This is a genomic window from [Enterobacter] lignolyticus SCF1, from assembly GCF_000164865.1.
GTDB lineage: Bacteria > Pseudomonadota > Gammaproteobacteria > Enterobacterales > Enterobacteriaceae > Enterobacter_B > Enterobacter_B lignolyticus.
In genome coordinates this window covers 1,656,137-1,674,258 of record NC_014618.1, presented here as the reverse complement: position 1 = coordinate 1,674,258, position 18,122 = coordinate 1,656,137, and the positions used below count along the sequence as shown (strand labels likewise).

The 18,122-nt window shown below is 59.5% G+C and carries 18 protein-coding genes; 9 read left to right on the top strand and 9 right to left on the bottom strand.

What is annotated here, in order from left to right:
- Positions 1–16: 16 nt before the first annotated feature.
- Complete coding sequence (locus ENTCL_RS22825) at positions 17–130, top strand: protein YohO (RefSeq protein ID WP_013365580.1); 114 nt, start codon at positions 17–19, stop codon at positions 128–130.
- Here the strand turns inward: ENTCL_RS22825 and ENTCL_RS07850 are convergent.
- From ENTCL_RS07850 to bglX, 5 genes are all read right to left on the bottom strand, one after another.
- Positions 105–842 (bottom strand): ABC transporter permease, encoded by a 738-nt coding sequence (locus ENTCL_RS07850; RefSeq protein ID WP_013365579.1) that lies wholly within the window; start codon positions 840–842, stop codon positions 105–107. The genes ENTCL_RS22825 and ENTCL_RS07850 overlap by 26 nt on opposite strands.
- The gene (locus ENTCL_RS07845; protein WP_013365578.1) at positions 839–1,774 is read right to left on the bottom strand and encodes an ABC transporter ATP-binding protein; all 936 of its coding nucleotides are present in this window, start codon (positions 1,772–1,774) and stop codon (positions 839–841) included. The genes ENTCL_RS07850 and ENTCL_RS07845 overlap by 4 nt, the downstream gene beginning before the upstream one ends.
- On the bottom strand, positions 1,767–2,924 hold the full coding sequence (locus ENTCL_RS07840) for an ABC transporter permease (protein WP_044611919.1): 1,158 nt from the start codon (positions 2,922–2,924) through the stop codon (positions 1,767–1,769). The genes ENTCL_RS07845 and ENTCL_RS07840 overlap by 8 nt, the downstream gene beginning before the upstream one ends.
- A 13-nt stretch (positions 2,925–2,937) precedes the next feature.
- Positions 2,938–3,846, bottom strand: a complete 909-nt coding sequence (gene osmF, locus ENTCL_RS07835) for a glycine betaine ABC transporter substrate-binding protein OsmF (RefSeq protein ID WP_013365576.1) — start codon at positions 3,844–3,846, stop codon at positions 2,938–2,940.
- Between the two features lie 168 nt (positions 3,847–4,014).
- Positions 4,015–6,312: a beta-glucosidase BglX gene (gene bglX, locus ENTCL_RS07830; protein ID WP_013365575.1), complete on the bottom strand. Its 2,298-nt coding sequence runs from the start codon at positions 6,310–6,312 to the stop codon at positions 4,015–4,017.
- Positions 6,313–6,499: 187 nt separating this feature from the next.
- On the opposite strand from bglX, the gene dld reads away from it, so the two are divergent.
- Both dld and ENTCL_RS07820 read left to right on the top strand, forming a co-directional pair.
- Positions 6,500–8,230 (top strand): D-lactate dehydrogenase, encoded by a 1,731-nt coding sequence (gene dld, locus ENTCL_RS07825; protein ID WP_013365574.1) that lies wholly within the window; start codon positions 6,500–6,502, stop codon positions 8,228–8,230.
- Positions 8,231–8,359: 129 nt separating this feature from the next.
- Positions 8,360–8,914 (top strand): GNAT family N-acetyltransferase, encoded by a 555-nt coding sequence (locus ENTCL_RS07820; RefSeq protein WP_013365573.1) that lies wholly within the window; start codon positions 8,360–8,362, stop codon positions 8,912–8,914.
- Between the two features lie 2 nt (positions 8,915–8,916).
- Here the strand turns inward: ENTCL_RS07820 and pbpG are convergent, their stop codons facing one another.
- The gene (gene pbpG, locus ENTCL_RS07815; RefSeq protein ID WP_013365572.1) at positions 8,917–9,861 is read right to left on the bottom strand and encodes a D-alanyl-D-alanine endopeptidase; all 945 of its coding nucleotides are present in this window, start codon (positions 9,859–9,861) and stop codon (positions 8,917–8,919) included.
- A gap of 179 nt (positions 9,862–10,040) precedes the next feature.
- Complete coding sequence (locus ENTCL_RS07810; RefSeq protein ID WP_013365571.1) at positions 10,041–10,628, bottom strand: Yip1 family protein; 588 nt, start codon at positions 10,626–10,628, stop codon at positions 10,041–10,043.
- 172 nt (positions 10,629–10,800) lie between these two features.
- Between ENTCL_RS07810 and ENTCL_RS07805 the strand changes: the two genes are divergently transcribed.
- Positions 10,801–11,385 (top strand): DedA family protein, encoded by a 585-nt coding sequence (locus tag ENTCL_RS07805; protein ID WP_013365570.1) that lies wholly within the window; start codon positions 10,801–10,803, stop codon positions 11,383–11,385.
- A gap of 35 nt (positions 11,386–11,420) precedes the next feature.
- Here the strand turns inward: ENTCL_RS07805 and mdtQ are convergent, their stop codons facing one another.
- On the bottom strand, positions 11,421–12,866 hold the full coding sequence (gene mdtQ / locus ENTCL_RS07800; protein WP_013365569.1) for a multidrug resistance outer membrane protein MdtQ: 1,446 nt from the start codon (positions 12,864–12,866) through the stop codon (positions 11,421–11,423).
- 222 nt (positions 12,867–13,088) lie between these two features.
- Here mdtQ and ENTCL_RS07795 point away from each other — a divergent pair, with 222 nt between their 5' ends.
- Positions 13,089–13,823, top strand: a complete 735-nt coding sequence (locus tag ENTCL_RS07795) for a class I SAM-dependent methyltransferase (protein WP_013365568.1) — start codon at positions 13,089–13,091, stop codon at positions 13,821–13,823.
- Positions 13,824–13,834: 11 nt separating this feature from the next.
- Here the strand turns inward: ENTCL_RS07795 and dusC are convergent, their stop codons facing one another.
- Entirely contained in the window at positions 13,835–14,791 is a 957-nt protein-coding gene (gene dusC / locus ENTCL_RS07790) for a tRNA dihydrouridine(16) synthase DusC (protein ID WP_044611918.1), read from the bottom strand.
- 192 nt (positions 14,792–14,983) lie between these two features.
- Between dusC and ENTCL_RS07785 the strand changes: the two genes are divergently transcribed.
- The 4 genes from ENTCL_RS07785 (at position 14,984) to sanA (ending at position 17,940) form a co-directional block, all read left to right on the top strand.
- A complete protein-coding gene (locus ENTCL_RS07785; protein ID WP_013365566.1) occupies positions 14,984–15,382 on the top strand; it encodes a CidA/LrgA family protein in 399 nt (132 codons plus the stop codon).
- Positions 15,379–16,074 (top strand): CidB/LrgB family autolysis modulator, encoded by a 696-nt coding sequence (locus tag ENTCL_RS07780; protein ID WP_044611917.1) that lies wholly within the window; start codon positions 15,379–15,381, stop codon positions 16,072–16,074. Before ENTCL_RS07785 ends, ENTCL_RS07780 begins: the two co-directional genes overlap by 4 nt.
- A 124-nt stretch (positions 16,075–16,198) precedes the next feature.
- Positions 16,199–17,083: a cytidine deaminase gene (gene cdd / locus ENTCL_RS07775; RefSeq protein ID WP_013365564.1), complete on the top strand. Its 885-nt coding sequence runs from the start codon at positions 16,199–16,201 to the stop codon at positions 17,081–17,083.
- A 122-nt stretch (positions 17,084–17,205) separates the two neighbouring features.
- On the top strand, positions 17,206–17,940 hold the full coding sequence (gene sanA, locus ENTCL_RS07770) for an outer membrane permeability protein SanA (protein ID WP_013365563.1): 735 nt from the start codon (positions 17,206–17,208) through the stop codon (positions 17,938–17,940).
- Positions 17,941–18,122 lie beyond the last annotated feature (182 nt).

The following is an 18,122-nucleotide window of genomic DNA, read 5'->3' as shown; positions in this document are numbered from 1 at the left end:
ACAAAAGGAGCACATCATGAAACCTGCCAAAGCGGCTGTGATCACCCTGTTCGTTCTGATGGCCATCGGCGGCATCAGCGGCGTGATGCTCGCGGGCTATTCCTTTATTGTTCGCGGTGGTGTCGGCTGAAGACCCGGGCGAGCCGTTCAAACAGCCGATCGACCACGATAGCGGCTAGCGCCACCAGTACCGCCCCCTGGATAACATAGGCGGTATTAAACCCGCTCAGACCGATAATGATCGGCGTCCCGAGGGTGTTCGCCCCGACGGTAGAGGCAATGGTCGCCGTGCCGATATTAATGATCACCGACGTTCTCACCCCGGCGATAATCACCGGGGCCGCCAGCGGCAGCTCGACTTTCGTCAGCCGCTGCCAGCCGTTCATCCCCATACCCTGCGCCACCGCCACCGCACCGGCGGGCACGGACACCAGTCCGGCCAGCGTGCCCTGCAGTATCGGCAGCACGCCGTAGAGGATAAGCGCGATGATCGCCGGCTCCTGCCCGAACCCCATCACCGGCACGGCGATAGCCAGCACCGCGACCGGCGGAAACGTCTGCCCCATCGCGGCAATGGTCCCCACCAGCGTACGAAATTCACGCCCGGCGTCACGGGTCACCAGAATGCCCGCCCCGACGCCCACCAGCAGCGCAATCGCGCTGGAAACGCCCACCAACCAGAAATGCGCCAGCGTCAGCGACCAGAAGCTTTGCTGCTGGTACAGCGGGCGCGGCAGCTGGGGGAATAATGCGCTGAACAGCGGCGCGCTGTAGGGCATGGCGAAAACCAGAAAGACAAACAGCGCCAGCAGCCACGCCAGCGGATCGCGGATTATCTTCACGCGCCGGCCTCCTCGCGCAGCAGATCGGCAAAGTGCAGCGTCCCGCACGGCGTCCCGGCATCATCCAGCACCGGCAGCCGCTGGCTGCGGGTTTCAACAAACTTCGACAGCGCATCGCGCAGCGACATTGACGCCCGCAGCGGCTCCCCGGCGCACAGCTCGTTCTCGCGGACAAAGCCGCGTACGTCCCGCAGGGAGAGCAGCCGCACGCCAAGCTCGCTCTGCCCGAAGAAGGCGCGGACAAAGTCGTTTTTCGGCGCGGTCAGCATCGACAGCGGCGTGCCCTGCTGCACCACTTCGCCGTCGTTCATCAGCACCAGGTGGTCGGCCAGACGCAGGGCTTCGTCAATGTCGTGAGTGACCAGCACAATGGTGCGCCCGAGAAGCTGGTGAATACGCCGCATCTCCTGCTGCAGGGCGCCGCGGGTGACCGGGTCTAGCGCGCCGAACGGCTCGTCCATCAGCAGCACCTCCGGGTTGGCCGCCAGCGCGCGCGCCACCCCGACGCGCTGCTGCTGCCCGCCGGAAAGCTGGTGCGGATAGCGCTCGCGCAGCTGCGGGTCGAGATTCAGCAGCGCCATCAGCTCGTCGATACGATCGCGAATTTTTTGCCGCGACCATTTTTGCAGCTGCGGCACCGTGGCGATATTCTGCGCCACCGTCCAGTGCGGAAACAGGCCGATAGACTGTATGGCGTACCCCATCCGGCGGCGCAGCGCCAGCACCGGCAGCTGGCGGATATCCTCTCCGGCAAAACGCAGCACGCCGCTGTCGTGCTCCTCGAGCCGGTTGATCATTTTAAGCGTCGTCGACTTCCCTGAACCGGACGTGCCAATGAGCACTGAAAATGCGCCTTCCCGCAGGTGCAGGTCGAGATTTTTTACCGCCGCCTGTCCGCCGAAGCGCTTCGTTACCTGGTGAAATTCAATCATGGGTATCCCCTTTTAGCAGCGCCAGCCACAGGCTGAACAGCGCATCAACCACCACCGCCAGCGCGATCACCGGAATGACCCCCAACAGCACCAGATCCAGCGCGCTGCTGAGTAAGCCCTGAAACACCAGCGCGCCAAAACCGCCCGCGCCGATAAGCGCGGCGACCACCGCCATCCCAACCGTTTGTACCGTCACCACCCGCAGGCTGCGCAGCAGCACCGGCATCGCCAGCGGCAGCTGCACGCGCCAGAAGCGCTGGCGATGGCTCATACCCATGGCGGAGGCGCTTTCCAGTACGTCCGCCGCCACCTGCTGCAGACCGGCCACCACGCCGCGCACCAGCGGCAGCAGCGCGTACAGCACCAGCGCTATCAGCGCCGGGGTCAGACCGGTGCCGCCAATGCCTGCCGCCCCAAGCCAGGGAAAGTGCCTGACCAGCCCCGCCAGCGGGGCGATCAGCAGGCCGAACAGCGCCACCGACGGTATCGTCTGGATAGCGTTGAGCAGCGTAAACGTACGGGCCTGACGCACCGGATGCTGCCAGCACCACAGGCCGACGGGCACGCCGATAAGCAGCCCCGGCAGCAGGGTGCCGAACAGCAGGATCAGATGCTGCTGCAGGGCGGCGTCAAACACATCCTGACGGTTAGCGTACTCGCGCAGCAGCGACAGATCGTTCAGCGTCCCGGCGCCGAGCAGCACCAGCGGCAGGATCCAAATCTGCGCGTTCAGCAGCCAGCGCCAGAGCGCGGACGACGTCAGGCGACGGATGGCGTCGCTACAGGCCAGCAGCGCCAGCGCCAGCCACAGCCACAGACCGCTGCCCGCCGACGTACGCGCCAGCGAACTGCCGTTCTGCGCCAGCAGCGTGGCGGCTTTTCCCCCGCCCCACATCAGCAGAATAAAAAGCCCCTGGGTAAACAGCAGAGTGGCAACCAGCCCAGGCCGGCCCGGTACCGCGCTCAGCGCAATAAGGACCAGCGGGATGAGCGCCAGCAGCGCCGGAGGAAAAGACCAGATCTGCCAGAGGGCGCGGCTTTCGCCAGAGACCAGCCGGTTAGGCGCATAGTTCACGAACGGCAGGAGGGCGGCCGCCAGCGCGATAAGCGCCAGCAGCAGCAATACTCGATTATGACAATGAAATCTCACGCGTTAGCCCGACTTACTTTGCAAGCCCTTGCTGTTTCAGCCAGTCCGCTGCGACTTTCTTCGCATCCAGCCCTTCGACCGCAATGCTGGCGTTCAGCTTTTGCAGCGTCTTTTCATCCAGCCCTTCAAACACCGGCTTCAGCCACTCGGCTATCTGCGGATATTCCTTCAGCACCGCCTCCCGCACGACCGGCGTTGGCGCGTAGATGGGCTGTACGCCTTTCGGATCGCTCAGGGTTTGCAGGCCGAGCGCCGCTACCGGGCCGTCAGTGCCGTAGGCCATGGCGGCGTTAACGCCGGAGGTCTGCTGCGCCGCCGCTTTGATGGTCACCGCCGTATCGCCGCCCGCCAGCGACAGCAGCTGCCCCTGATCGAGCCTGAAGCCATAGGCTTTCTCAAACGCGGGCAGCGCGTCCGGGCGTTCGATAAACTCCGCCGAGGCCGCCAGTTTGAAGGTCCCGCCCTGCTTCAGATAACCGCTGAGATCCGCCAGAGAGACCAGCTTGTTCTTTTGCGCCAGGTCCTGACGTACGGCAATGGTCCAGGTGTTGTTGGCCGGCGCCGGCGTCAGCCAGATCAGCTTATTTTGCTCAGCATCGAGCTTTTTCACTTTTTCGTATCCCTGCTGCGCGTTTTTCCACGCCGGATCGCTTTCGTCTTTAAAGAAAAACGCGCCGTTGCCGGTATATTCCGGGTAGATATCCAGTTCGCCCGACGTGATCGCGCCGCGCACTACCGGCGTGGTGCCAAGCTGCACCTTGTTGACCGTTTTCACGCCGTGGCTTTCCAGCACCTGCAAAATGATATTGCCAAGCAGAGCCCCTTCGGTATCAATCTTCGAACCGACCTTCACCGGCTCTGCCGCCTGGGCGGTGGCGGCAAGCAGTAGCGCCCCCGCAATACTCCACGTTTTGGCTGTCATGCTTATTCCTCTTCTGATGTGTATTTTCAGGGCGTTAGACTAAAAAGATAGTCCAGGAATAGGGATTCCGAAATCTCAAAAATGGAATTGGATAGTTGCCAGAAAGCGAAGCGGCGTCTGACGAAAAGAAAAAGGCCGGTTACCCGGCCTTTGCACATTGAACGTAAATCACTGCAGTTCAAACTCGCCCTGCTTCACGCGGGCGGAGTCAACGCCGATAAAGACGTTGAACTTGCCCGGCTCGGCGGCATATTTCATCCGCTGGTTCCAGAATTTCAGCGCCTCGACGTCTATCGGGAAGCTGACGGTTTGCGTCTCACCCGGTTTGAGGTTCACCTTCTTAAAGCCGCGCAGCTGCTTCACCGGACGGCTCATGGAGGCGGTAACGTCCTGCAGATAGAGCTGGATAACCGTCGCACCTTCGCGTTTGCCAGTGTTGGTGACATCGACGCTGGCGGTCTCGCTGCCGTCAGGTTTCATGGTCGGCGCGGACATCTTCACGTCGGAGACGCTAAAGGTGGTGTAGCTCAGACCATAGCCGAACGGATACAGCGGACCGTTGGCTTCGTCAAAATAGTGCGAGGTGTACTTATTGGGCTTCTCCGGGTTATACGGACGGCCGGTGTTGAGGTGGCTGTAATAGGTCGGGATCTGCCCTACCGAGCGCGGGAAAGACATCGGCAGCTTGCCGGACGGGTTATAGTCGCCGAACAGTACGTCGGCGATAGCGTTACCGCCTTCGGTACCGGCAAACCAGGTTTCCAGAATCGCGTCGGCCTGCCTGTCCTCTTCCACCAGCGTCAGCGGACGGCCGTTCATCAGCACCAGCACCAGCGGTTTACCCGTGGCCTTCAGGGCGCTTATCAGGTCGCGCTGGCTTTGCGGGATGTTCAGCTCGGTCCGGCTGGAGGCTTCATGCGCCATGCCCTGCGCTTCGCCGACTACGGCAACCACCACGTCGGACTGCTTCGCCGCGGCAACGGCTTCGTCAATCATCGCCTGCGGCGAGCGCGGGTCAACCTGTACCGCTTTCTCATACTGGTTGAGGAACTCGATAATGTCTTTTTCATTAGAGACGTTGGCGCCTTTGGCGTAAACCACCTTCGCGTTATCGCCGACGGCGTTTTTAATCCCGGTCAGTACGGTGACGGACTGGTCGGCTACGCCCGCGGCGGACCAGCTGCCCATGACGTCGCGTTTGCTGTCGGCCAGCGGGCCCACCACCGCAATGGTGCCGGATTTTTTCAGCGGCAGGGTTTCAAGACGGTTTTTCAACAGCACCAGGCTTTCGCGGGCCACTTCGCGCGCCTGCGTACGGTGCAGACGACTTTCGGCGTTGGTGTCCTGCGGATCGGTATTTTTCGCTCCAAGGTGGCTGTACGGATCGTTAAACAGCCCCATGTCATACTTCACGTTCAGCACATGGCGGGCGGCGTCATCCAGCTCCGCCATCGTCACCTTACCGCTTTTGATAAGGCCCGGCAGGTATTTGCTGTAGTACTCATCGCTCATGCTCATATTGATGCCGGACCTGAGCGCGACGCGCACCGCATCCTCCGGGTCGGACGCCGTACCGTGCCTGATAAGCTCTTTGATTGCGCCATGGTCGGAAATGGTAATGCCCTTAAAGCCCCACTCGTCGCGCAGCAGATCTTTCAGCAGCCAGGAATCCGACGACGCCGGGGTGCCGTTAAGCGAGTTCAGCGCCACCATCACCCCGCCGCTGCCGGCGTCCAGAGCGGCTTTGTACGGCGGCATATAGTCGTTAAACAGGCGCTGGGTGCTCATATCGACGGTGTTGTACTCCTTCCCGCCCTCCACCGCGCCGTAGGCGGCAAAGTGCTTCACGCTGGTCATCACCGAGTAGCGGTCCGCCGGGCTTTTGCCCTGCATGGCCTCCACCATGGTTTTGCCCATGGTGGCGGTCAGATATGTATCTTCGCCGAAGCCTTCAGAGACGCGGCCCCAGCGCGGATCGCGCGAAACGTCGACCATCGGCGCCCAGGTCATGTTCAGACCGTCGTCGGCGGCTTCATACGCGGATACGCGGCCCACCGTGCGTACGGCATCAAGGTTAAAGGACGACGCCAGGCCCAGGCTTATCGGGAATACCGTACGCTGACCGTGCACCACGTCATAGGCAAAAAACAGCGGGATTTTCAGGCGGCTAAGCTGCATCACCTGGTCCTGCATGGCGCGGATATCCTTACGGGTGACGGTATTAAAGATAGCTCCCACCTGCCCGCCTTTGATCATCTCGCGAATGGCTTCTTTCGGGTTATCCGGCCCGACGCTTATCAGGCGCAGCTGGCCGATTTTCTCATCAACGGTCATTTTCTTGAGCAAGTCGGTGACGAACGCATCCCGCGCCTGCGGCGTCAGCGGATGGTTGCCGAACAGATCGTCAGCTAACGCTGGCTGTAGCGCAAGACTGACGGCAACACCTACAGAGCAAAGCCATTTCATCGTTATGTGTACTCTCTTTAAACCAGACCAGAGGCTTCTAAAGCCTAAGAAAAACCGCAGTTTGCCATAACCCCGGCAGGAATTCTCCGGATATTCTCCGATATTGCGCGACATTCTTTCGCCATATTGTCATACAAAGCGCTATTCTTAGTGACGACAAATTTGCCTCACCACAAGGAGTGGAAAAATGTCCACTATAACGATAACTGACAACGCGACCCTGCTCGCAGAACTGGCTCGCCTGGTCGGCCCCTCTCACCTGCTGACCGATCCGGCCAAAACCGCCCGCTATCGCAAGGGCTTCCGCTCGGGTAACGGCGAGGCGCTGGCGGTGGTGTTCCCCGGCTCGCTGCTTGAGCTGTGGCGCGTGCTCAACGCCTGCGTCAATGCCGACAAAATCATCCTGATGCAGGCGGCAAACACCGGACTGACCGAAGGCTCAACGCCGAGCGGCAACGATTACGATCGCGATATCGTTATTATCAGCACCCTGCGGCTGGACAAGCTGCACCTGCTGGATAAGGGTGAACAGGTGCTGGCCTACCCGGGCACCACGCTCTATTCGCTGGAAAAAGCGCTGAAGCCGCTGGGGCGCGAGCCGCACTCGGTGATTGGCTCATCCTGTATTGGCGCATCGGTTGTCGGCGGTATCTGCAACAACTCCGGCGGCTCGCTGGTCCAGCGCGGCCCTGCCTATACCGAAATGTCCCTGTTTGCCCGCATCAACGACGACGGCAAGCTGCAGCTTGTCAACCACCTGGGGATTGATCTTGGCACGACGCCGGAGCAGATCCTCAGCAAGCTTGACGATGAGCGGGTCACCGACGCCGACGTGCAGCACGACGGCCGTCACGCCCACGATCACGACTACGTCAGCCGCGTACGCGACGTGGACGCCGACACCCCGGCCCGCTATAACGCGGATCCGGACCGTCTGTTCGAATCCTCCGGCTGCGCCGGTAAGCTTGCGGTGTTCGCCGTACGCCTCGATACCTTCCCGGCGGAAAAACGCCAGCAGGTGTTTTATATCGGCACCAACCAGCCGCAGGTGCTGACGGAGATCCGTCGCCACATTCTGGCCGAGTTCGAGCATCTGCCGGTGGCGGGCGAATATATGCACCGCGATATCTACGACATCGCCGAAAAATACGGTAAAGACACCTTCCTGATGATCGACAAGCTCGGCACCGACAAAATGCCGTTCTTTTTCACCCTGAAGGGGCGTACGGATGCAATGCTGGAAAAAGTGTCGCTGTTTAAGCCCCACTTCACCGACCGCTTTATGCAGAAGGTCGGCCACGCTTTCCCGGCGCATCTGCCGGAGCGCATGAAGGTCTGGCGCGATAAGTACGAACACCACCTGCTGCTGAAAATGGCGGGCAACGGTATCGACGAGGCCGAAGCCTGGCTCAAGCGCTATTTCGCCGATGCGCAGGGGGATTTCTTCGTCTGTACCGCCGAAGAGGGCAGCAAAGCGTTTCTCCACCGCTTTGCGGCGGCGGGCGCGGCGATTCGCTATCAGGCGGTACATGCCGATGAGGTGGAAGACATTCTGGCGCTGGATATCGCCCTGCGCCGCAACGATACCGAGTGGTTTGAACAGCTGCCGGCGGACATCGACAGCCAGCTGGTGCACAAACTCTATTACGGCCATTTTATGTGCCACGTATTCCACCAGGACTATATCGTCAAAAAAGGGGTGGATGCCCATGCGCTGAAGGAGCAAATGCTGGCCCTGCTTCGCGAGCGCGGCGCGCAGTATCCGGCGGAACATAACGTCGGCCATCTCTATGAAGCCGCAGATACGTTAAAACGGTTTTATCGCGAGAATGATCCGACCAACAGCATGAATCCCGGCATCGGCAAAACCAGCAAGCAGAAATATTGGGGCGAGGCGCATTCAGCAGAACAAGAGTGAGGCGTAACTGTGGGCTATTACCCCCTGAAGTAAGGGGGGAATAGTGTAATCGCGTTAAACTCCGTTATACAGTAAGACGGGTGGCCAGAGAAACGTTTCTCTGGCCTGTCAAACTAAGGAGTTAACCTCATGTCTGCGGTTGATGCCGAATTAGGTGCCGAGATAGAGATCCGGGATGCCGTACCTGATGATGCCCATGCCATTGCGGCGCTGTACGCCTGGCATGTGCTGAACGGTCGGGCCTCCTTTGAAGAAGTCCCCCCTTCCGTCGACGAAATGCGCACACGAATGAAAAAAATCACCCGCGACGGGTTTCCGTGGCTGGTGGCGCTGTATCGCGGCATTATCGTCGGCTACTGCTATGCCAGCCCCTACCGGCCTCGTCCGGCCTATCGCTACACCCTGGAAGAGTCTATTTACGTGGATGCCAGTATGGCCGGTCGCGGCCTGGGCAGCGCGCTCCTCGCCCGCCTGATAGACATATGCGAGCAGGGCCCGTGGCGGCAGATGGTGGCGGTCATTGGCGATGGCAATAACAACACCGGATCGCTACGGCTGCATAAAAAGCACGGTTTCGATGTCGTCGGACAGCTGCGCAGCGTGGGCTATAAGCTGGGCGACTGGCGGGATACGGTGATTATGCAGCGTCCACTCAACGACGGTGACTGGACGCTGCCGGAGTAGCGTTAGTCGGCCTGGGTGGCCGGCTGCGCGTTGAGGATGGCATTCGCCATCTGCGCTTCTTTCTGCTTTTTATAGCTCAGCGCCGCGGGCGGCACCGGCATCACTTTACCGGTTTCAACCCACGTACGCAGGCGGCTGGCGTCGGCGAAATGGGTGTATTTACCAAACGCATCCATCACCACCATCGCCACCGGACGGTTGTTCATCACCGTACGCATCACCAGGCAGTGCCCCGCCGCATTGGTAAAGCCGGTTTTGGTCAGCTGGATGTTCCAGTTGTCGCGGTAGACCAGGTGGTTGGTGTTGCGAAACGGCAGCGTGTACGCCGGGTTGCGGAAGGTCGCGGTATCTTCCTTCGTGGTGCTGAGCTGACCGATCAGCGGATACTGCTTCGTGGCGATCAGCAGTTTCGTCAGGTCGCGGGCGGTCGAGACGTTATGAATCGACAGCCCGGTCGGCTCAACGTAGCGCGTATGAGTCATACCCAGCGCTTTCGCCTTGGCGTTCATCGCGCGGATAAAGGCGTCATAGCCGCCCGGATAGTGGTGCGCAAGGCTCGCCGCAGCGCGGTTTTCTGAAGACATCAGCGCCAGCAGCAGCATGTTTTTACGGCTGATTTCGCTGTTAAGGCGCACGCGGGAATACACGCCCTTCATCTCCGGCGTCTGGCTAATATCAACCTTCAGCATTTCGTCCAGCGGCAGGTGCGCATCCAGCACGACCATCGCGGTCATCAGCTTCGTGATGGAGGCCATTGGACGCACCAGATCCGGGTCGCTGGCGTAGATAACCTGGTTGGTGTTCAAATCAACAATCATTGCACTACCGGAAGCAATATCCGGCTTAGACGCCGTCGTCGTCGCAGCGGGTTTAGCGATCGCCTGGGGCGCAAAAGGGACAGCCAGCATCAGCGCAAGGCTGAGCAGGGAAACTCGAAATTTCAGCATGGTGGTGAGCAGTCTGGTAGTTATTTGTGCGAATTATGTTGTACCGGACGTTGAGTTCCGAAAGGAATAACGCGGCTTCCGGCATCATACCCTGCCGGGCCTCGTTTTTGCCACCAGATAATCGTGAGTAAATGCTGCATTGCTGGCGCTTAAAACATCAGCGCCAGCAATGCCTGAACTCAGAACAAGCGGTAACCATAGCCCCACAGAATCACGGTCATCGCCAGAAGCACCTCAAGGACCAGCACGCCGATGGCGAGCGTAGAGCTGGCAAAGCTCAGCCCCTCTTCGCGGCTAATGCTCAGGAAGGTCGGAATCCCCAGATAGAGCAGATAACCGGTGTAGCACAGCGCTATCGTCCCCACCAGGGCGCAAAGCCAGACCAGCGGATACAGCGCAATGATGCCGCTCATGAACATGGGCGTCGCAATATAACCGGCGAACACCATGCAGCGTTTCAGCGACGGACGCAGCGGATAGTTCCGCGCCATCCACCAGATTATGCGTCCCATTACCGCCACCCCGGCCAGCATCAGCGCATAAAACATTATCGCCAGCACAAACCCGGTGAGCATGGACAACTTGATAACCACGCCGTCACCAAAGCTCCAGCCAATCTGCGTCGTCCCGAGGAAGGCGCAAACGACCGGCACTGCCGCCATCACCAGCACGTGATGCGTGTAGTGATGCGACACGGTTTCATTTTCATCCTTAATGACGTGTATTTCCCGATCGGGATGAGAGAAAAGTCCCCAGACATGGTTCATAGAGCCCCCTCGTTACGGCTTCGTAGAACACATACTTAGTATAATGCAGGCTGGAGATTATTTTTTGTACGCGCCGAAAAAGAGTACCGCCCTGCGGTACAGGGAAACTGCTTATTGCCCGTCCTGCGTGTATGCTTAACGTTGTTCTGATGCAGGGAGATACGTATTTCGTATGGATATCAATAGTCTCATAAGCCACTATGGCTATGCGGCGCTGCTGGTTGGCGCAGTGGCCGAAGGCGAAACCATTACGCTGCTGGGCGGCGTGGCGGCGCATCAGGGGCTGCTGCGCTTCTGGCTGGTGGTCGCCTCCGTCGCGCTTGGCGGCATGATTGGCGATCAGGTGCTGTTCCTGCTGGGGCGTCACTTCGGCGGGCGGGTGCTGAGGCGCTTTTCCCGCTATAAGCGCAAAATCCGCTCCGCGCAGCGGCTGATCCAGCGCCATCCCTACCTGTTTGTGATAGGCACCCGCTTTATGTACGGATTTCGCGTCGTCGGCCCGGTGCTGATCGGCGCCAGCAAACTGCCGCCGAAGATCTTTTTCCCGCTCAATATCTTCGGCGCTATCGTCTGGGCGCTGCTGTTTACTACCCTGGGCTATCTGGGCGGCGAGGTGATTGGACCGTGGCTGCACCATCTCGATCAGCATATTAAGCGCTGGGCATGGCTGATTATCGTGGTGGTGGCGGTGGTGGCCGTGAGGATATGGCTTAAGCGTCGCGACAGGCGCAAAGCCGATGACGATGAGACGCCCTGAGCGGCCTCCCGAACGGAAGGCCGCGATGATCCGCGTTACGACTGCGGGTGGTGGTAGCCGCCGCCTAACGCCGAGGTCAGTTGGATGCTGGCATCCACCCATTGCCCCTGCAGCTGCAGCGCGTTGATCTGCTCCTGCAGCGACGGCAGTTTCACCATGCTGACCTCCGCGCCGGAAAGAATCCCGGCCTGCATGCGCGACTGCGCCTGCGATACCACGCGGCCAGCATCCTTCAGCACCAGCTGCTGCTGCTGGTTTTTCTCCATCAGCGTTTCCACCTGGCTTGCGGTTTTCGCGACCTGGTTAACCGCATCAACCACCGCCTTGTTGTAGCTCGCGACCGACAGATCGCGCTGGGCGTCGGCGATATCGAGGTTGGCATTCAGGCGGCCGCTGTCAAAAATCGGCAGCGTTAAGCCGGCGGTCACCCCCATCTGCTGCGCCGAATTGCGGAACAGATCGCTTAAGTGCAGCGCATCCTGCTGCAGGAATGCCATCAGGTTGATATCCGGGTAGAACGCCGCTTTCGCCGCGTCGACTTCACTCATCGACGACTGAATATACCAGTGCGCCTCCTGCAGATCCGGGCGGCGGGCGAGCAGCTCGTAGCCGAGGCTTGCCGGCATCTGCGTCTTCACCGCCGGCAGCGATGCCTGGCGCAGATTGAGCGAGGCCCCCTGCTTATTCACCAGCGCCATCAGACGGGCCTCTATTTCCTTCATATTGCCGGAGACCTGGGTCAGCTGCTGCTCGGTTTTGCTGATATTGATGTCGTTTCTCGCCCCTTCAACCGACGAGGTAATGCCGCGGGAATAGAGCGCCTTGTCCACGGAGACAATATTGTTCTGCTCGCTCTTCACCTGCAGCAGAACCTGTTTTACCGCCGCTTCGGTCTGCCATTCCCAGTAGAGTCGCGCCACGCTGCTTGCAAGCAGCTGGCGGGTTTGCGCCATCTCCGCCGAGCGGGCTTTCACCACGCCGATGCGCGACTGCACTTGCGCGCGGTTTTTTCCCCACAGGTCAAGATCCCACCCCGCCGTCAGGCCAAAGGTGCCGTTGGTGTACCACGGGCCGGTGGTTCCCTGCGCCGGGTCGGTGGCGGCAAACGGTCCCATCAGGCCTTCCGCCGACATTTTTTGCCGCTCGATATCCGCGCCGAAGTCCACCTCCGGGCCGCCCTGGGCCTGGGTCATGCGCGCCTGCGCCTCCGCCAGCTTAATTCTCTGCATCGCCACCTGCATATCCGGCGCGTTGCGAAGAGCCTGCTCAATAAGTCCGTTTAACTGCGCGTCATGATAATCCTGCCACCAGCTGCTTTGCGGCCAGCCGTTTTGCAGCGCCGTCGGCAAACGGTTATCAACATGCGATGCGGGAAGTTGTTGTGATAAAGGCGCCCCCGTCTCATGAGACGGCGCGCACGCAGAGAGCAAGGCGGTCAGCGACAGGCCGATCGCCGCAGCAAGAATAACGTTATGTTTCATTTCGCAAATCTGTTAACGGAAAGAATAAGCATCATATAGTGAACACGCGATTTATTGTTTAGTAAAGCGTGGCACCAATAAATAGTAACAGCCTGACATACTCAATCATTTTTTCCACAATATAGACATAAATATTATTTACTTTTGTATTTTCACTCCTTCATTCATCATACGGATTTATACGAATGCGGTTATTAACGACAATATCCCGCGGAGGAAACGATGACGCAGAATATTTACGACGACCCTCAATTTTTTGCCGGTTATGCCTCGCTCGAGCGCTCGGTAAAAGGGCTCGACGGCGCCCCGGAATGGCCGACACTGCGAACCCTGCTTCCGGAAATACGCGACAAGCAGATTATAGATTTAGGCTGCGGCTATGGCTGGTTTTGCCGCTGGGCGAGCGACCAGGGCGCCGCGCGGGTGCTGGGGGTGGATGTCTCTGAGAAGATGCTTGCCCGCGCGCAGGCCATGACGCAGGCAGACAATATCGAGTATCGGCGCGGCGACCTGTCCACGCTTACGCTACCGGCGCACAGCCTGGATCTGGCCTACAGTTCGCTGGCGCTGCACTATCTGGAAAAGGTGGATGGGCTATTTTCCTGCTTGTTCCGCGCTCTGAAGCCCGGTGGCATGCTGGTCTTTTCGGCAGAGCATCCGGTGTATACCGCGCCGCTGGTTCAGGGCTGGAGCGTCGGGCGCGACGGGCAAAAAAGCTGGCCGGTCAGCCATTATCAACAGGAGGGAGAGCGCATCAGCAGCTGGTTCGCCGAGGGGGTGAAAAAGCAGCACCGCAAGCTCGCCACCTGGATAAACCAGCTTATTGCCGCCGGTTTCGAGATCGTTCACGTCGATGAGTGGGGCCCGGATGCTGACCAGATAGCGGCCAATCCGGTGCTTGATGAAGAAAAAGAGCGCCCGATGATCTTTCTGCTCAGCGCCCGTAAACCCGCCTGAACTCTATCGCCTTACTCCTGCGCGTGTACGGTTCTGGCATACTGCCCGATAGCCTGGGCTATCGACGCTGAATCCCCCAGCGTGCGGATAGTGGTGAACAGCGCAGTGGCCTGCGCATACTCTTTACGCAAATACCCCAGCCACTGCTTGATGCGGGCCACGTGGTACAGACCGGTGTCCCCCTGCTTTTCCAGGCGGCTGTATTTCTGCAGCAGCGTCATCACCTCAGGCCAGGGCATACGCGGCGCGTTGTACTTCACGACCCGGCTGAGGTTCGGAATATTGAGCGCGCCGCGGCCGATCATCACCGCATCGCAGCCGGTCGCCGCCATACAGTCCTGCGCGCTCTGCCAGTCCCAGATTTCTCCGTTTGCCACTACAGGAATCGACAGCCGCCGACGGATGTCGCCAATGGCCTGCCAGTTGATGCGTTCGGCCCTGTAGCCGTCTTCCTTGGTGCGGCCATGCACCACCAGCTCCGTCGCCCCGGCCTGCTGGACGGCGTCGGCGATTTCAAACCTCTTATCGCCGCTGTCCCAGCCCAGACGAACTTTCACCGTCACCGGCAAATGCGCAGGTACCGCTTCGCGCATCGCTTTCGCCCCCTGATAGATAAGCTCAGGATCTTTCAGCAGCGTCGCCCCGCCGCCGCTGCCGTTAACCATTTTTGACGGACAGCCGCAGTTGAGATCCACGCCGTACGAGCCCAGCTCAACGGCGCGGGCGGCATTTTCGGCGAGCCACTGCGGGTACTGCCCCAGCAGCTGAACGCGCACCAGAGTGCCGGAAGGCGTCCGGCTGTTGTGATGCAGTTCCGGGCAGAGTCGATGAAACACTTTTACCGGCAGGAGCTGATCCACCACGCGCACAAACTCGGTGATGCACAGATCGTAGTCATTCACTTCTGTCAGAAGCTCGCGCACCAGTGAGTCGAGCACGCCTTCCATCGGCGCCAGTAAAACACGCATGTCAAACCCCGGAGAAAAAAGAGGCGCTATGGTAGCGTTGTTATGCTCAGGAATGAAGCCTTTCCGGACTATACCCGTCATACTTCAAGTTGCCGGAAGGAATAATAAGTATGCCCAGAATTCATGATGTGATCGGTGGCACATTTCCGACTTTAATTGTATGATAAATCCGTTCCATCAAGGATAATCACCATGATCAAATCACTGAACATTCTCTGGCAGTACGTCCGCGCGTTCGTTCTGATTTACGCGTGCCTGTATGCCGGTATCTTCCTCGCCTCCCTGCTGCCGATCACCATTCCCGGCAGTATCATCGGGATGCTGATTCTGTTTGTACTGCTGGCGCTGCAAATTCTGCCGGCTAAATGGGTAAACCCGGGCTGCTACGTGCTGATTCGCTATATGGCCCTGCTGTTTGTCCCTATCGGCGTCGGCGTAATGCAATATTTCGATCTTCTGCGCGCGCAGTTCGGCCCGGTTATCGTCTCCTGCGCCGTCAGCACGCTGATCGTCTTTCTGGTCGTTAGCTGGAGTTCCCACCTGGTCCACGGAGAACGTAAAGTGGTTGGTCAAAAAGGGACAAAACAATGATGCAGTATATCTGGTGGTCCTTACCGTTAACGCTACTGGTCTTTTTCGCTGCCCGCAGGCTGGCCGCGCGCTTCAAAATGCCGCTGCTCAACCCGCTGCTGGTGGCGATGGTGGTCATTATTCCTTTTCTGCTGCTGACCGGCATTCCGTACGACCACTATTTCCAGGGCAGCAAAATCCTCAACGATCTGCTGCAGCCCGCGGTGGTGGCGCTGGCCTATCCTTTATATGAGCAGCTGCACCAGATCCGCGCCCGCTGGAAGTCGATTATTACCATCTGCTTTTTTGGCAGCGTGGTGGCGATGGTCACGGGCACGACCGTGGCGCTGCTGATGGGCGCATCGCCGCAGATTGCGGCGTCAATTCTGCCAAAATCGGTGACCACGCCGATTGCCATGGCCGTCGGCGGCAGCATCGGCGGGATCCCGGCAGTAAGCGCCGTGTGCGTGATTTTCGTCGGTATTCTCGGCGCCGTGTTTGGTCACACCCTGCTGAACCTGATGCGCATCCGGACGAAGGCCGCGCGCGGTCTGGCGATGGGTACCGCGTCGCACGCGCTGGGCACCGCCCGCTGTGCGGAGCTGGACTATCAGGAAGGGGCGTTCAGCTCGCTGGCGCTGGTCATCTGCGGGATCATTACCTCGCTGGTGGCGCCGTTTCTGTTTCCGCTCATTCTGGCGGCGGTGGGATAACGCGACACATCACACATTTTTCATATAATTTTCATGAGTTGCATTATCAGTGAGATTTGGATCACATAATGATGTGAGATCGGTCCGTAAACTACGGTTCCTTACACTGCTATGAGGCAATGCCATGCATCCACGTTTTCAAGCTGCTTTCACGCAACTCAGTGCGGAACTGCAATCAGCCCTCGCTCCCGCGCTGGCCGATCGTCATTTCCCCGCTATGTTAAGCGTAGGCCAGGTCTCGCAACTGCAAACGGCAACGGGGCTGGACGAAGACGCGCTGGCCTTCGCGCTGCTGCCCCTGGCGGCGGCCTGCGCCCGCGCCGACCTGTCGCATTTTAACGTCGGCGCTATCGCCCGCGGCGTCAGCGGCGCCTGGTATTTTGGCGGCAATATGGAATTTATCGGCGCCACCATGCAGCAGACCGTCCACGCCGAGCAGAGCGCCATCAGCCATGCCTGGCTGCGCGGTGAAACGTCGCTGAAAGCGATCACCGTCAACTACACCCCCTGCGGCCACTGCCGTCAGTTTATGAATGAGCTGAACAGCGGACTGGCGCTGCGCATTAACCTGCCGGGCCGCGCGCCGCATACGCTACAGGACTATCTGCCGGACGCCTTCGGCCCGAAAGATCTGGAGATCAAAACGCTGCTGATGGACCCGCAGGACCACGGCTATGCGCTGAAAGGCGATGCCCTCACCCAGGCGGCGATCGGCGCGGCGAACAAGAGCCACATGCCGTACAGCAAGTCGCCGTCAGGCGTAGCGCTGGAGTGTCGCGACGGCACTATCTTTACCGGCAGCTACGCGGAAAACGCGGCGTTCAACCCGACGCTGCCGCCGCTGCAGGGCGCGCTGAATCTGCTGAGCCTCAACGGTTACGACTATTCGGATATTCAGCGCGCCGTTCTGGCGGAACGCGCCGATGCCCCGCTTATCCAGTGGGATGCCACCGCAGCGACGCTGAAAGCGCTGGGTTGCCATAACATCAACCGCACGCTGCTGTCCTGATGTTTCAGGCGGGTCGCCCGGCCCGCCTGATGAAAAACCCCGCAATTAGCCCACTGTTTCTTGCTCTTGCCCGACGGGTAAAGTAGCCTGAATACATTCTCTTCCGCCACCGAGTCAAGTTCATGTTAAAGCGCGTGTTATACAGCCTGTTAGTCCTCACCGGCCTGCTGCTGTTGACCGTTCTTGGCCTGGACCGCTGGATGAGCTGGAAAACCGCGCCCTATATCTATGACGAGCTGCAGGACCTGCCCTACCGTCAGGTTGGCGTGGTGCTGGGTACCGCCAAGTACTACCGCACCGGCGTGATTAACCAGTATTACCGCTACCGTATTCAGGGAGCGCTGAACGCCTACAACAGCGGTAAGGTGAACTATCTGCTGCTGAGCGGCGACAACGCGCTGCAGAGCTATAACGAGCCGATGACCATGCGTAAGGATCTGATCGCCGCCGGCGTCGACCCCGCCGATATCGTGCTCGACTACGCGGGTTTCCGCACGCTCGACTCTATCGTTCGCACGCGCAAGGTCTTCGATACCAACGATTTCATCATCATTACCCAGCGGTTCCACTGCGAGCGCGCGCTGTTTATCGCCCTGCACATGGGCATTCAGGCCCAGTGCTACGCAGTACCTTCGCCAAAAGATATGCTGAGCGTACGTATCCGCGAGTTCGGCGCCCGTTTTGGCGCGCTGGCGGATCTCTACCTGTTCAAGCGCGAACCCCGCTTCCTCGGACCGCTGGTGCCGATTCCGGCCCAGCATGAGGTGCCTGACGACGCGCAGGGTTACCCGGCCGTGACGCCGGAACAGGTGCTGGAGCTGCAGAAGAAAAAGCCCGCCTCCGACGCCAGCGAATAGCTTCCGTCGCCGCGCGCAGATAAAAATCGCTAATGAATTCTTATTGCGTAAATGGTTGTTATTTGCGTCTTAGGGATTCTTGCTATCGCCCATAAACCACAGTAACCGAATGGTTATATGTGAGTATTTTCACAGTTCCCCCCCCTGCTTCGCCATAGCCTTCAAGTCAGTTTTCGTCATGT